Annotated in this window: 13 protein-coding genes; 4 read left to right on the forward strand and 9 right to left on the reverse strand. The window is 36.9% G+C overall.

Going from position 1 to position 15,903, the window contains the following annotated elements; all coding sequences use genetic code 11:
* Positions 1–39 precede the first annotated feature (39 nt).
* Positions 40–759, reverse strand: coding sequence for an SDR family oxidoreductase (locus tag A6E03_RS09335; RefSeq protein WP_065592359.1), 720 nt, complete (start codon positions 757–759; stop codon positions 40–42).
* A 163-nt stretch (positions 760–922) separates the two neighbouring features.
* On the opposite strand from A6E03_RS09335, the gene A6E03_RS09340 reads away from it, so the two are divergent.
* Both A6E03_RS09340 and A6E03_RS09345 read left to right on the forward strand, forming a co-directional pair.
* Positions 923–1,813 (forward strand): LysR family transcriptional regulator, encoded by an 891-nt coding sequence (locus A6E03_RS09340; protein ID WP_065592360.1) that lies wholly within the window; start codon positions 923–925, stop codon positions 1,811–1,813.
* 85 nt (positions 1,814–1,898) lie between these two features.
* Complete coding sequence (locus A6E03_RS09345) at positions 1,899–3,224, forward strand: diguanylate cyclase domain-containing protein (protein ID WP_255310622.1); 1,326 nt, start codon at positions 1,899–1,901, stop codon at positions 3,222–3,224.
* A 4-nt stretch (positions 3,225–3,228) separates the two neighbouring features.
* Here the strand turns inward: A6E03_RS09345 and A6E03_RS09350 are convergent, their stop codons facing one another.
* From A6E03_RS09350 to A6E03_RS09375, 6 genes are all read right to left on the reverse strand, one after another.
* On the reverse strand, positions 3,229–5,214 hold the full coding sequence (locus tag A6E03_RS09350; protein ID WP_065600720.1) for a diguanylate cyclase domain-containing protein: 1,986 nt from the start codon (positions 5,212–5,214) through the stop codon (positions 3,229–3,231).
* A complete protein-coding gene (locus A6E03_RS09355; RefSeq protein WP_065592362.1) occupies positions 5,211–5,804 on the reverse strand; it encodes a YfiR family protein in 594 nt (197 codons plus the stop codon). Before A6E03_RS09355 ends, A6E03_RS09350 begins: the two co-directional genes overlap by 4 nt.
* 2 nt (positions 5,805–5,806) lie before the next feature.
* The gene (locus A6E03_RS09360; protein ID WP_065592363.1) at positions 5,807–8,017 is read right to left on the reverse strand and encodes a TonB-dependent siderophore receptor; all 2,211 of its coding nucleotides are present in this window, start codon (positions 8,015–8,017) and stop codon (positions 5,807–5,809) included.
* A gap of 307 nt (positions 8,018–8,324) precedes the next feature.
* Positions 8,325–9,533: an MFS transporter gene (locus tag A6E03_RS09365; protein ID WP_065592364.1), complete on the reverse strand. Its 1,209-nt coding sequence runs from the start codon at positions 9,531–9,533 to the stop codon at positions 8,325–8,327.
* 9 nt (positions 9,534–9,542) lie between these two features.
* On the reverse strand, positions 9,543–9,725 hold the full coding sequence (locus tag A6E03_RS09370; protein ID WP_065592365.1) for a hypothetical protein: 183 nt from the start codon (positions 9,723–9,725) through the stop codon (positions 9,543–9,545).
* A 131-nt stretch (positions 9,726–9,856) separates the two neighbouring features.
* Positions 9,857–10,321 (reverse strand): hypothetical protein, encoded by a 465-nt coding sequence (locus tag A6E03_RS09375; RefSeq protein ID WP_065592366.1) that lies wholly within the window; start codon positions 10,319–10,321, stop codon positions 9,857–9,859.
* A 532-nt stretch (positions 10,322–10,853) separates the two neighbouring features.
* Here A6E03_RS09375 and A6E03_RS09380 point away from each other — a divergent pair.
* Together A6E03_RS09380 and A6E03_RS09385 are read left to right on the forward strand one after the other, a co-directional pair.
* A complete protein-coding gene (locus A6E03_RS09380) occupies positions 10,854–11,387 on the forward strand; it encodes a heme NO-binding domain-containing protein (RefSeq protein WP_065592367.1) in 534 nt (177 codons plus the stop codon).
* Between the two features lie 19 nt (positions 11,388–11,406).
* A complete protein-coding gene (locus A6E03_RS09385; RefSeq protein WP_065592368.1) occupies positions 11,407–13,161 on the forward strand; it encodes an ATP-binding protein in 1,755 nt (584 codons plus the stop codon).
* Positions 13,162–13,212: 51 nt separating this feature from the next.
* Here the strand turns inward: A6E03_RS09385 and A6E03_RS09390 are convergent, their stop codons facing one another.
* Complete coding sequence (locus A6E03_RS09390) at positions 13,213–14,682, reverse strand: peptide MFS transporter (protein ID WP_065592369.1); 1,470 nt, start codon at positions 14,680–14,682, stop codon at positions 13,213–13,215.
* 264 nt (positions 14,683–14,946) lie between these two features.
* Positions 14,947–15,867: a M14 family metallocarboxypeptidase gene (locus A6E03_RS09395; RefSeq protein WP_065592370.1), complete on the reverse strand. Its 921-nt coding sequence runs from the start codon at positions 15,865–15,867 to the stop codon at positions 14,947–14,949.
* Positions 15,868–15,903: the final 36 nt, after the last annotated feature.

Below are 15,903 nucleotides of genomic sequence, written 5' to 3' on the forward strand. Positions count from 1 at the left end.
TAGTGTGACTATAATATAGTTACGTTTAGTTAGTACCTACTATGGTTGCTGCTTTGTTGGAGCAAGTGCAATCTCACGGATACATACGTTTTGAGGCTGTTGGTAAGCAAAAGATACTGCACGAGCGATATCATCAGCAGCTAGAACGCCACCCATGCTTTCTTTCCATTCACCGTAACCGTCTTTGATCTCTTGAGAAGTTGTATGAGTTAGAAGCTCAGTTTCAACGGCACCCGGTGCAATCGTAGTTACACGAACGTTTGATAAAGCCACTTCTTCACGAACGTTTTCAGAGATAGCGTGAACCGCGAATTTAGTACCACAATAAGCTGCATGGCTTGGGAACGTCTTCTTACCAGCAATAGAGCTGATGTTGATAATAGTACCCGTGTTACGCTCCATCATAGGTGCTAGAACCGCTTGCATGCCATTTAGAAGACCAATAACGTTTACATCAAACATGGTCTTCCACTCTTGTGCGTCTTGAGTGTCAATTTGGCCAAGAAGCATAGCGCCTGCGTTGTTGATTAGCGCATCAACAGGACCGAACTTAGCTTCACCTTGAGCGATTGCTGCATCAAAAGACGCTTTGTCTGTTACGTCTACTTTTACAGATAAAGAGTTTGGTAAGTTTAGAGCTTCAAGACGGTCAATACGACGAGCAAGAAGAAGCAGAGGATGACCTTCATCGCTTAAACGACGTGCGATAGCTTCACCAATACCAGAACTTGCACCTGTAATAACAACTAATTTTTTCATCTTCTATTTCCTCAATAAATTCAACAAGCAAACGAATTCAGAACCCTGTTTCGTTGCGATGGATGTATATTAATAAAAACCTTATTGTTGATATATAGCTATTTACTTGAAACTCTGTTGCTGTACTGCAACAATAAAGGGGTCTATTTACTGTGGTGGCTTTATGATTAACCAAATCAACCTTACTGATATTCGCTCTTTTGTTCTTATTGCTCGTTTAGGCAACTTTACTAAAGCAGCAGAAACACTTGATGTCTCTCGCTCTCATGTTTCTCGTCAAATAAGTAGTCTTGAAAAACAAATGGGCGTGACATTATTAATACGCACGACTCGGACTTTACGTTTAACAGAAGCAGGAAAGCATTTTTATTACCAGTGTGAGCAAGCCCTTCATACTATAGACCAAGCGTTGTTATCTGCTGTTGATGATGTAGAAAAAGTACAAGGAGAGATAAAAGTGAACTGCGTAGGCGGGCATTTAGGTGAGGTTGTTATTGCTGAAATCGTTAATACATTTATGCAGCAATACCCAGATGTTTCGATCAGCTTAGATTTTAGCAGTAATCGTGTCGATCTAATTGAAGAAGAATTTGATATAGCGTTTCGCATGGGTACTTTAGATGACTCCGGTTTTGTGGCTAAAAAACTATTAACGATAGATATGGGAACGTTAGCAAGTCCAGAGTATTTGGAAAGAAGAGGGCGACCTAGCCATCCTAAGGAATTAAATCAACATCATTGTTTAACAGGATCTGTGCGTAAGTGGCATTTTCAATCGACACAATCGCAAGATTATTATGATGTGACAGTGAAAGGGAATTTACAGTGTAAAAATGGACGAGTATTAGTTGCTGGTGCAATCGCAGGCAATGGAATTATTCGTGTACCTTTGATTTATTGCCAACAAGAATTGGATGATAATAAATTAGAGCAAGTGTTTGCTGAGTGGGTTATTCCAAGTGTCGATTTTTCAGCTATTTATCATCGAGATCGATATCAACCTAAACGAATAAGAACCTTCATTGATTTTGTTTATTGCTATTTATCTCACTAAAATATGACCTTACACCACGTTTATCGTGAAGTATTATTGTTACTATTATTGATAGTGTCTATTATTCAGAGTAATGGATTGTTAAATGTTTATTATCAGGGCTGATATAATGAATGTTCGATTAAAATTAGTTTTATTTCTCATCTTGCTATTCTCTATTTCCATTGTGGGCTCTATATTAACGTTAAAATTAGAGTCTTATGGTGATGAAAAACTAAGTTGGGTCATTCACACTCATAATGTGATAGCGAGTTCAGAAAAATTACTTAGTAGTATGAAAGATGCTGAGACTGGACAACGAGGCTATCTTTTAACGCAAGAAGTTATGTACTTAGAACCTTATTATACGGGTATATCTAGTGCTCTAAAGTATTTTCAAGACCTGAAAATGCAGACACAGGATAATATAGATCAGCAAAAGGCTCTTGAGCATATAGATAAATCAATAAAATTAAAATTGGATGAATTGGCTTTAACTGTTGAATTGGTTCAATACGATAATTTATCTCAAGCCTTAAGGGTTGTGAAAGAAAATAGAGGTAAAGATTATATGGATGATTTAAGATCCGATCTTACCCAATTTATTAATATAGAATTATTGTTACTTGAAAAGCGTAAAGGTGATTTTAAAGAGAATAGAACACAGCTTGTTACGTTAATTAAAATGCAAATGGTATTGCTAATCTTTTTAGCCATAGCCACCATTTTTTTTATGAAACGAAATTTATTTGATCCATTAAATCTTTTGCTTTCAAGTACTAAAAAAATGCAACAAGGTGAAAAATTAGATATTTCTGATGTTGTTGAAGATAATGAAATGGGAAATCTTCTTGCGGCTTTCTTTAAAATGAATGAGGTTGTACACGAAAAAGCAGAAGTATTAGCTTATAAAGCCCACCATGATGAACTTACAGGTTTGAAAAATCGGAGTATGGTGAATACTGAACTGCAATGTGCGCTTCATCATGGTGAAAAAACACAAACTAAAGTTGCCGTTTATTTCTTGGATTTGAATAAGTTTAAAGAAATAAATGATTCATTGGGGCATGATATTGGTGATCTGGTTTTAATTAAAACAGCCCAATTGCTGACAGAGACGATTCGTTCTAAAGACAAAGTATTTCGATTAGGTGGTGATGAGTTTTTGATTATTGGACAAGATATATCTCAGAGCTCAGGTATTAAAAAATTGACGTCAAAATTGTTAGAACAGTTCAAATTTCCAATACTTATTAATGAAAAATCAATGATGATATCTCCCTCTATTGGAGTCTCTATTTATCCTGATGATAGTCTGAGGGGAGAAGAATTGGTCAAATTTGCAGATATTGCCATGTATGAAGCGAAAAAAGAACAGGGCAATAACTGCTGTGAATTTGATGTATCAATGCTTAAAAGAGACAATGATTAGGCTTCTATTTTTTGCCATTTTTAAGGTGATAACGGTTTTTTCCTAATAATTTAGCGTGATACATCGCTTCATCTGCTTGTTGTAATGCGCTTTCTAAATCTCGTTTACTGTTTCTATCCCAATAATAAACCCCAATACTCGCGGACACTTTTGCCTCATTGTTTTTAATTATGATAGGTTGACTAATTTCTTCTAGAATATGTTGAGATATGGAATGAATATTATATTCTTGATTCGTTCTTTCATTAGGTAAATAAAGACCTAATAAAAACTCATCTCCTGATAAGCGAGCGACAAGATCATACTGGTATACGCAGTTGGTAAGTCGTTGAGCGATTATTTTTAATAATGCATCACCAGACTGATGTCCATAGGTGTCGTTTACCGCTTTAAAACCATCAAGATCGATAAACAGAATATAAGCGGACCTTCCTTTTTTATGTAGATCAAGAAGGTTATGATAAATGTTTTTCTTATTTGCTAGTCCTGTTAATGCGTCATGATTGGCTTCAAAACTGAGTCTTTTTAGCTCAAGTTCTTGAGTTTGGTCACTAATTGAAATAATGAATGATTCTACTTTGTCATCACTGTTTTTAATGGTTGTGATTGTAATTAAACAAGGTAACCAGGCTCTGGTGTCTCTTAAATTATCGGATAATTCTAAGCTTGATACTTCAGTTTTAACGTTAAGAAAGCCATGTTTCAGTAATTGCTTAAATACCGTAAATGAAAGCTCAATGGGTTCTCGTAAATACAGTTGATTTAGGTTGTCTATTTGCCCAAAAATTCGAATAAAAGCATTGTTTTTAGTTTCGATATTTAATTTTCGACTTAATACGATGGCAGAAATTGGATTCTGGTCAAAAATCATTTCAGCCATACGTTGGCGTTGCTCTGCAAGATAACGATTACTGATATCTTCAACATGTATTAATGAGTTTTTGTCTCCAGCGATAGGGTATGTTGATATCTGATACAGTTTGCCTGAAAGCTGATGACGAAGCACTATAGGATCCAAGCGTTGATGCTGCTTAATATGCTCTTGTAACGATATTAATCGGCTCTTTGGTTCAAAGCTACTCAAAATTATATCAATGAACTGGATGTCTAGATCTACAACAATATTAATGTTTTCAACCGTAATGGATGACAATAATTGATGAGCCGCTGGATTGTAATAAGTGATTTTTTTATTTGGAGAGACCACTAATAAGCCTTGCTCTAGGGAATCAAGCACTTGGTTTATATAGTGGTTTTTATCTTCTAAATGTTGAAACGCTTGAGTTAGCAGATTGTCTCGATGGCTGAGATTATCTAACATTTCATTAAAACAGCGAGTTACCATACCTAGTTCATCTGAATGTAAAACAGAGAGGCGTTGATTTGTGACCCCTTTTTTAATGACGCTTTGCATTGAATGAAAGATAGATAATAACGGCATAGCAATCAGTCGATGTAATCTGTGAGCAAAGAATAAAGCTAAGCTAGATAACAACACGGTTATGAATAAAAAGACAGTAATGATCTGATTACGCTGTTGGAACATTTTATCTTTAGATGCCCATACCGTTAGGTTTCCAAGATGTTCATTTTCTAGGGTAATAGGCTGCGTGATAGCAAAAAAGATTGAATCATTACAGCTGATGTTTTGTTGAACCCATTGGCAATTCATTGGTAACTTATCAAGTGTGGCAAAAGATTCTTTATTTATATCTTCAACATAAGCAGCAATTATTTCTGGGTCAAAAGAAAGGGCATTCATTTGATCTAAAACCGTTATTTTGTCATTGAAGATTAATGCTCCAGATAAGTTACTGGCAATCCCTTGGGCTAAAATTGACGTACGGGTATACAAGTTAGCACTGTGTGTGACACCGACAAAATAAGCAACACTTGCACCTAAAATAATACTACTAAGTGTAAGCAGCGTCCAAATAGGATAAATCACTTTTTTTCGCAACGGTAGCGAACTAAACCAAAGATGGATCATAGTGATCCCTCATCGTTAGCTATGTTCGAGACGGACAGTAGTTGTGAACGTAAAGAGAGCCCGGTTGGAGCAATGTGTTTTAAACTGATCAAAGGCTTAATTCGATTATTTATTTTAATAAAAGCAATCATGCCTCCTGAATGAATGAAGGATTCTCCGTCGCCGACTAAAAGAGCGTGTGGCTGTGAAGTCTGAAACTGTTTAATCATGATTGGGTCTTGAGTTGAGAGATAAATAACGTGACAGCTATTTGGTTGAATGTCACTGATTGAAGAATAAGGAATGAATGTTGCTTGAGCTGGTTTTTTATTTATTAAGGCTCGTAATGTGTTGCTTATATCTGATGATGCTTCAGAGCAAAAATTGAATTTTTGATTACTAGGGGCAAACGCGCCCCAAGTTGTTAAGAAGGCAAACCGAAAGAGATAGACGGCTTTTAAATTATGGTCTTGAATATTTTGGGTATTTGCTTTGAGTGCAAAACTACTTATAGGTAAAGCCAATAAAAGGATCAGGCACACCATCATTTTATAGGGAAGTCTATAAAATGATGAAAGGGACGAACTTGCCTGTGCTTTTATTATTGGCATAGCTATATGAAATTCCAGCTCAATTCAGCATAATATTGAGTGCCGTTGGCAAAAGGGTTTAATTGTTCTGAGTATTCTTTTACTTGGTCGTTTCCTAGGTTTTCAGCACTGATTTTTACGCTTGGCCATGTTGGTTTGTGCTGCCAGTGAATTGACATATCAAGAGTAACTAACTCTGGCCATACAAGATAATCATCGCCATAATTTCGGTATGCGGCTACCAATTTTTCATCAGGCTTAGAGGCTGAAACGTAATTAACAACAGAAGAAACCCAAAGTGTTGGATGAATATCCCACATCATGTGCAGTGTTGCATAATGATTGGGTGTATTTTCTAGATCTAAAATAGGTAAGTCGTTTGAACCACAAATAGATCCAGAGCATTCGCCTTTAATCGTTTTATAACTATAGTTAGCATTAACGTGCAATACATTAATTGGCTGCCATTGCATACTCAATTCACCGCCCATCGTTTCTTGAGAAAGAGGGTCGATGAGTTGGACATACATATCATGAATGACAGTACCAATAGCTCCGTTTGAATGATCTTGGGAGATATAAACAAATCCCCCCATATTCTGATACGCCCTTACGTTATCGTGTTGACTGTAAAATAGGCTTGCACTGAACTGAAATTGGTTATGTTGCCAATAGCGATATCCAATCTCATAAGTATCAACGGATTCCATTTCTAGATCACGATTACCTAAGTATTTATAAGCTTGCAGATAATCAACAGGACCAATCGTGCCATTTACAGGTTTGTCATAAACATTCCCCGTTGCTGGGTCATAATAACCACATGAATTACAAGAGTAATTTTCTTGAAATTGTGTATCTAACTCTAAACGAGAAGGCGTTATTACCGCACGTCCCCAGCCCATCCAAAGGCGTTGATTATCGGTTAGTTTTTGTAATAATCGAGCTTGAGGTTGAGAGTAGACTTCTTCGGTTATATTGGCATATTGCCAACGGTTACCTAATGTCACCTCTGTGGATTCGGTAATATTAAACGTCCAGTTTGCGTATAACCCGTAGCTTTGGTTCAGAAATTCATGCTCTTCAATAGTGCGAACATAAGGAGATAGATATTGCTCTTGTTCAGTAAATTGAGCGTATTCTTCATCAATAATACGAGCATTTGCACCGAGAGTTAAAATTCCCCAATCTTGAGTGTTAAATGTGTAGCGGCTGTCTAAATCTATACGAGTAAAACTTGCAGGTTCATTGGTGCTGTCTGAATCACTGTAGGTTACCCAAGCTTGGTTCTCCCATTGATCGCCATCTGACTTTTCATGAAGATATTGAATACCAGCGAAGAGCTCTTGTGAGTTCATTTCTGTTAGAAACGCATCATAATCACTTTGATGTGATGCAGGATTCAAAAATGCAGGTGTGTAGGTTAACCATTGGTATTCTTCGCGTGAGCGAATGCCACCAAATTGAATAGAAACGGTATTTTGAAGATTCTGATAATCGGCACGTAAACCAAATCGTTCGGTTTGTACTTCTAAGTTACGTAAGTCTTTTAGGTGAGCGTCTTCATCAGTAAAAGGAGAATGTTCTAGTAGCTCTATATAGCCTGATAGGTGTGTGTTTGTGTTAATTTGAGCGCTGTGATGTGCTTTATATTCACGATAATCATAATTACCCACAGAGGCGCTAAGTTGAGCTTTTGGCGCACTTTCTGCATCTTTGGTGATGATATTTATGACACCATTAACCGCATTACCACCCCATATCGTGCCTACAGGACCTAATACCACTTCTATGCGGTCAATATTATCTAAACTAACAGGTAAAGTATCCCAATTGACACCAGAATAAAGAGGGTTAACGACACTTCTTCCATCGATCATGACAAGTAGAGTGTTGTTTTCTCCTTGGTTTTTACTTCGAGCTGAAATAGTCCAATCATAGTCAGAAAATTTAGTTACATGCAGGCCTGGAGCAAGCACTAATACATCGGCAATGGAGCGAGCACTAGATCGTTCAATTTCTTTGGATGTGATTACATGTACAGCGGCAGGAACGTCAGACAAGCTTAATGATGTTTTCGTTGCGGTAACGACTTTAGTATCAACAAGAGAATCTAATGGCATATTAAGTAATGCATCTAGATCATTAAGTCCATCATCTATATTTGCGATAACAGGAAAAGACATAAGGGCAGACAAAGCATAAAAAAGTTGAGTTCGAGATAGTATCTGCATGACGTTCAATCAACACCAAATATAATTTAATTATAAGGTATAAAGTAAATACCCATTTTGTATATTTTGAGTTAAATCTTACATTTAAGATATCATTATGAAGTTAATTTTCGTGTAACTTCAAAATATTACGAATTAAATTTCATTACACCAATGAGATTTTAGAAAATAATACGACTAAAAGAAACGGTGAGTTGGTGTGATTGAGAAATATTAAAGGGGCATTTGAAACATTGTATTAAATGTTGAGTGTGTAGATCATAAAAAAGCCGATACACGTTATAACGTATCGGCTTTTTTAAGAACATTAAGCTGTTTGTAATTGCATTCTTTGTATTGGTTTATCATTAATAGGTAAATGAATTAATGCCGCACAGAAAGCTAGAACAACCGTAGACCACCAGATTGGTTCGTATGAGCCATAGTAATCATAAATACGACCGCCAGCCCAAGCGCCTAAAAAGCTGCCAACCTGATGAGTAAAGAAGACTAAACCATACAGAGTTGATAAGTAACGAGCCCCGAATATTTGTCTCACTAAGCCAGAGGTTAATGGCACTGTACCCAACCAACAGAAACCAATCGCACCACCAAAGATCGCCGCCGTATGCTCGGTGACAGGCAAAGTGACGAACGCGCCAATAACGATAGTACGTACAAAATACAGTGCTGACATTACGTGTCGCTTGCTGTACTTATCACCCATCACACCCCAGAAGTATGAACCAAAGATATTAAAAATACCCACATAAGCCAATGCCATTGCGGCACTTGAAGCCGGCAGATCTTTATCGGCTAAGTAACTAGGTAGATGCGTAGCAATAAACATCACATGGAAGCCACACACAAAGAACCCTGCGTGGATTAACCAGTAACTTTTGTTAGCAAATGCTTCTTTTAGCGCCTCAGTTAATGTTTGTGTATTTTCTTCTTCTGTTTGTTTTTTTGATGGCTTTGCTGTTTTCATAAACAGAGCAAAGGTAATAATAAGTGAGCATAGCATTGCAAAGACTTGCAGCGCGAATTGCCAATTAAAGTCATGCATTAAAACTTGAGCCCCTGGAATGACAGCAAACATACCAAAAGAGCCGGCAGCCGTCGTTAAACCAAAAGCTTTAGCGGCATGTTCAGCAGGAACGACTTTAGCGACAGCGCCTAGAATAATCACATAACTGGTTGCACTTAAACCGAAACCAACCAAAGCGCCAAGAGATAAATACAACATACTTGGTTCTGTTGCGACAGAAGTAAGAACAAGCCCTAACGCATAAGAAACGGCACCAAGCATAATAATGCGCTTAGATCCCCACTTGTCTGATGCCATGCCAACAAAGGGTTGAAAAACACCAAATAATAGATTTTGTAGCGCTACAGCAAAGCTAAAAAATTCACGACCTGTTTGGAAATGGTCTGAAATTGGCATCATAAAAATACCGAATGATTGTCTGATCCCTAGACTGATAATTAAAATCCCGATCCCAAGCCATACTAGTGGTGGAAAGCGAAAAATACTCATAATGTGCTCTTAATGGTGATGATGAGAATGATGGTGGCTTTCGTCTTGCCCTGTTTGCTGATGACACCCACTGTTTACGGCTTGTTGAGCTAATAAGTTCAACAAAGCAGGTGAGTTATGAACGGCAATAAGGGATAAAACTAATAACACACTCATTCTGACCAATTGAGCGAAAATGGATTGTGAAAACATGCAGCGCTCTTAGGGTTAAAAATAAGAGCGCGCATAGTAGAGAAAGGCAGTATATGAAGCAAATGACTATTTGTAAGGGTAACTATGAATTTTATGCATATATTATTTATTAAGGAGGCCGTTTATTTTCGTTAATCGAGAATTTCACCAACAACGACATCTTCCACTTTACTATTTAAGAATAAATTACGTTTAATAATAGGTTCAACGGCAGCTAATGAAGCAGACACGCCAGGCCAGCTGTCAGTGTGTGCGGCTAATTCAATATAAGCCACGTTATCTCTTATTCTAAAGTGTGTAACTCTGGCTGAGTTTTTATAATTAGAGACAAAAATATCTTTAGCACTTTGTTCTGCAAGGTTTTTAAAGGATATTTTAGGAATGCATTCACTTATAAATTGAACCGAATTTAATGGACTCTCCCCGCCTTCTTGTGAAAACCGAGCCATAGAATTACGATAGTCTAAAATGTTTTTAGGTAGAGAAAAAATAAATTCATTCTTCTTGCACTCAGAACTTTTTAGTTCAATCTCTTGCTCAAATTGGCAACCACTAAAGAGAAGTAATAGTGGCATGAGAGATAATAATTTTTTCATGGATTGAACTCGAGTAATTGATTTCTATTAATAAAATAAGTTTATAGGATTGAGTGTCTAAAAAGTGCCTTTATTTTAATAAAATGAGTAAAAAACAAAGTAGAGATCATTTTACCTTGATTTGTAGTCCATAGTATTAAATTGGCTTTAATCTTAAAATTAAAGGCCGTAATACGAAAGAGATAATTTAAAAGGAAAAAAGATGAAGTTTATTTGGTTAAAAATAGTGATTACGATATTAGTTTTTGCAATGTTGTTTGGTGTCGTTTTCTATCAAGTACAGAGTGGCGTGGTATAGCGATTGTGGTTTTCATTCGATGACTAGAAATAGAATGCGGTTTCGAAAACAATGGGTCGCCTTCTGATTTATTAGTCAAGCTATTCCATCGTGAAGGAGTCAATGTTTATAAAAATAATAGGTTTGATCTCTATTAAATGAAAAAAGATAGGCTAAGTAATTACCTTATTGAGCTATTTTTATCTAAGCTAATAAATAGGATATAAAGAACCTAAAGTAAGAAAGGGATGCAATATGAAAGGAATTATATTTTCAGAGTTTTTAGAATTAGTTGAAGATACGTTTGGTTTAGAAATTTGTCAGGAAATGCTGGATCAAAATAACGATGAAGGGGCTTACACCTCTGTAGGGACCTATGATCATAAAGATTTAGTGAAACTCATTATTTCATTAAGTAAATTAACCGGCATCAGTATTGAAGATTTGCAGGAAGTATATGGAAAGTCTGTTTTTCTTACATTGTTTAATAGTATGCCGGGTTTAAAGGGCAAGTCGTCTTCAACGTTTGAATTTATTAAGCAAGTAGAAAACTATATTCACATTGAAGTGAAAAAATTATACATAGATGCAAATCCGCCGCAATTTACTTTTATTTCAAGCACTGAATCTGAAATGGTAATGGATTATATTTCAGCACGTTGTTTTTCCCATGTGTGTTTTGGCTTAATACAGGGGTGTGCAGATCATTTTAATGAGAAGATTGATATCCAAATGACACCAATTCAAGACGATGGTTCTCAAGTACGTTTTACCCTAAAAAAACAGTAAGGTGTATTAAGGGATAATTATGGATAATGAGAAGATGCTTGAGTTGTTGAATCGTAAAATTCAACGAGAAAAAGCGGCGCGTAAAGCTGCTGAAGCATTGTTGGAGAAAAAAAGTCATGAACTTTATATAGCGAAACAACTGGTAGAAGAAACGTTATTGATCGTAAAAGAACAAGCGGAAAAAGACGTCGAATTACTCCAATTTAAAGGGTATTTAGACGCGATCTTGTTGGATTATAATCAAGCATTTTTACAAGATGAACCATCAAGTATTTTATTGCAACGACTGCTAGATGATTTGGCAAGTATCGACAGTATTGCCTCATTATGCTTAACCGTGGCACCTGAATTAAATGTTCATGGGCATATTCAATCGGTGTTAGTTGCTGGAGATTATGTTGAGAGTGAAGATCAAATTCATTCTAATTCAGAGTTCAATTGGAGCCGAAATGGGGCTCATATAATTGTGTATTTACATCATGAAGATGAGCGATGTGGCTCATTACAATTTACTTTTAATCAAGCACCAAATAAAACATGGCATCAAACTATTGAAAAACAATGTCGTTTATTTTCTGAAATGTTAAGTGCCGCGTTTGTTCGTCAACATTTGCTTGAAAAAACGATAAAAGAGAAACAAAGAGCAGAGAATTCAGAGCAATCTACCCGTGATTTTGTAGCAATGATAAACCATGAACTAAGGACACCTCTTAATGGTCTACTGGGGTCTGCAGAGTTAATGGAAGACAGTGATATCACCAGTTATCAGCAAACGCTGTTAACAACGATTCATCAATCTGGCGAAATGCTAAGGGTCATTATTAATGACCTACTTGATTTTAGTAAAATGAATGCGGGAATGCTTCAGTTAACGAGCATCCAATTTGAACCTGCGATATTAATTCAGACCATTAAACATATTTTTGCTCATCAAATAGAAGAAAAAAGATTGAGTTTTGTTATCGAGATAGAAAATACACTACCCGCTGAATTGTGGGGAGATGTTGACCGAATTCAACAGATATTAGTAAACTTGATTGGTAACGCGATTAAATTTACGAGAGAAGGAGAGGTCATTTTTTCTATTTCTTGGCATGAGAATGCACTACGTTTTATTGTGTCAGACAGTGGGTGTGGGATCCCTCTTGAAAAACAAGCGACGCTATTTGACCCATTTACTCAGGTTGATAATTCAAGCCAACGACAGTTTGAAGGCACCGGCTTGGGGCTTTCTATTTGTAAATCACTGGTTGATAAAATGGAAGGCGAGTTAACGTTAAAAAGTGAGTTAGGTAAAGGCGCAGTATTTACAGCTACTATTCCACTAATCGTTGCTTCTAAGAAAAAATTGGAATCGAAAGAATGCGCTGATTGTACTCATTCAATTGATGGGCTTTCAGTTTTAGCTGTCGAAGACATTAAGATGAACCAAGTTATCTTGAATATGATGTTAACAAAAGTAAATATACAACCAGATTTTGCGAATGATGGTCAAGAAGCTTTGGTATTTTTAGAGCTGAAAGACGTTGATATTATTTTAATGGATTGTCGAATGCCGATAATGGATGGTTTTGAAACAACAAGAAGGTTGAGAGAGCAAGGGTACAATAAACCGATAATAGCCTTGACTGCAGGAACAACCTCAACCGAGGTAGATAGCTGTGTGAATGCAGGAATGGATGATATTTTGCATAAGCCATATAAAGCGAAAGATTTAGAAAAAATGCTAATGAAATGGAGTTGTTCTTCTTTTTCTGGGAACGATAAGGTATAAAAAAGCCCAGCTCTCATTATGAGTACTGGGCTTTGTCTTTTAAATTAAGCGCTATGCATTAGATAATGCAATTTCTTCTGCTTTTTTGCTGCTTTCAAGCATTTTACGAATAACAATTGAAGCGGCAAATGCAACGCCAACCATGACTACCGCTAAGATAGTAAGCAGTTGGAAGTAGTTGCCGTAAACGGTTTGTACAAATTCCTGCGTAATCACTTGGCCTTTCTCTTGGGCGATAGACGTTGAGAATACCGCACCCACAATACCACTTAGTGCGATAGCAACAGAGAATAAGCTTACAGAGAAGTTTTCAATATGCTTTGGTGCAACAGACAAGATGAATGCAACCACTAAGCTACCCACAATAACTTCAGCAAAGGCTTGGAAGAAGTGGATAAGTAGGAATACTTCAGGACGAATAATCGCATCTTCACCAACACCCATCACAGCCATGGTTAAAATACCAAATGCAATTGCCGTTAGAATGAAAGAAAAACCAATTTTTGTTGCCGTTGAAAGGTGAATCTCACGCTTTGCAAGTGCAGAGAAAATCATCGCAATTACAGGTCCAGCCACAATACACCATAGCGGATTCATTGCCATAGATGCTTCAGGAGCAATTGGAATTAAATTAAATAAATCGCCACGCATGGTATTAATACTAACCATGGTCATTGATGTCATCATCTGGCCATAATAAACAAAGAAAGCGGTTGTTAATGCCGTCATGATTAAAATGGTACCCATCTTCAAGGCATCTGCCTTTTCAGATTTAATCATTAAGTAAATAAAGTAACCAATAGCGGCAAGACCAATGGCATAAACGATGTTCTGTCCGATATCCATGTTGGAAAACATGAAGAACACAAGAGCAATCATTGCTGCTGAGGTGATTAAAAAAGCAATCCAGTTTTTTGTACTTACCGGCGTTTGATCAATCTCTGCTCCAACTGTTAATAGAGATTTACGGAAAATAACCAAGGTGGCCAATGCAAAGAAGGCTAAAATAGAAGATAACAGGAAGCTTCCGTGGAACCCAATAACAAGAACGAACATTGGGAATAAGTATTGGCCCAATAGAGCGCCAACGTTGTTAACCGAGTAGTTTACTGGGTAGCAGTTCTCAAAGTGCTCTTGAGTATCAAATGTGCGTTTGTAAAGGCTAGGGTAAGATGGCGACATTAAACCACGAGCGTAACTTGCTAACGCGATACCACATAGCGCCATAGGTACATTCGTAGTGTACGAGCCAAGAACTAACAAAGCATAACCCGTAGAGAAGCCAAGGTAACTGATGGTTAATGAACGATAAGCCCCTAAAAACTTATCCGCAATAAAACCGCCAGCAATCGCAAATAAAGGCCCGATTGATGAGAAAGCACCAACCACCATCATGGTGTCAGCCTCGCTATAATTTAGCTCTTCAAGGAAAAAGCGAGTTAAAATGACCATTACGCCATAGAATGATAAACCAAACATCATTTGGCAAAACATCATGGATTTATTTAGTTTGTTCCACATAAGGATTCTCTTTTAGATAATTACTCTTTGTATTTTACCATCAAAAGAATGTAACAAAGTACGTTATTCTTAAAGTACCATTGTGGAAATAGTGTAATGAAGGGTATTTTTTAGTGTTTTGTTTTATTAAATGCGAATGATTTTTTAGATTCTGTTTCTTCTGATGAGTAAGTAATCAATAATTAAATAGAAAATAGATGAATCATTCAAATTTTTAATTCTTTGAGCTATCTCATCTATTTTCCAAATACGAGAACGTAATCGTTAACGTTGAGTGATCAAGAACTCTAGTGCGCCCGTAATTGCTGCAACTTGAGCATCATTACATTCTTGAACGGTTACTTTATCACTGTCAGGGTAGACTTCCGTTGTCGAAACAAAATCCGCATTGGTTAGCCCTGCGCACAGTCCTAATTTCTTTGTTGGGTAGTTTATTACGCCTTCCTGCTCGACATCTGAACCAATAATTTGGTTGTTTTCATCAGGCGGTGCAATGTGAGTTACTGTACGCACTGAATCAATAATTGCTTTTTGAAATTCAGGAGCGGGTTTATCGGTATCACCCACGGTGTAAAACCCATCAGGAATATAACCTTCGATGTATTCTAATCCGTCACGCGCCGCTAATGCTGGGCGAAATTCGGTTTCATCGCTGTCAGTCGTTTCATGTAGATCGATATGAGCAAATACAGGCGTTTCTAATGAAGCGACTAATGCCATTAAACCTGCGGATTCTTCTGTTGGAGTGTCAGCGTAGAATGAACGGTTAGGATCCGTAGCTGTAGGATTCCAACGATTAATTACTTCATAACCCCAAGGACTGACACAAGGCGCAACAACAATATTAAACCACTGACTGTAATGCTCTGCTTTAGAGTCTATAAACTGCAAGGCACCGTGAACGCCTGATGTTTCATACCCATGAACACCACCACTGATTAATAAGGTAGGTTTAGCATTATCCCATTGGCGAGTTTTAATGCATAACAATGGAAAGCGATCTTCATCATACGATAATGCACCATATTGAGATACGTCAAAGCGATCAGCAAGAGCATGAATTTTAGTGACGACGTCTTCCTGATAAGATCGTTTTACTATCATTGTTGCTAACCAAATTGCTTTATCTTCTTCATTCCAAACTTGGCCTTGTCTACCAATTGGGTAGGTATAATTGTTTTTCATATCATTCCTTTATTATTATGCAGTTTTCATGTTTCT

The sequence above is a fragment of the Aliivibrio sp. 1S128 genome, assembly GCF_001691065.1.
Taxonomy (GTDB): domain Bacteria; phylum Pseudomonadota; class Gammaproteobacteria; order Enterobacterales; family Vibrionaceae; genus Aliivibrio.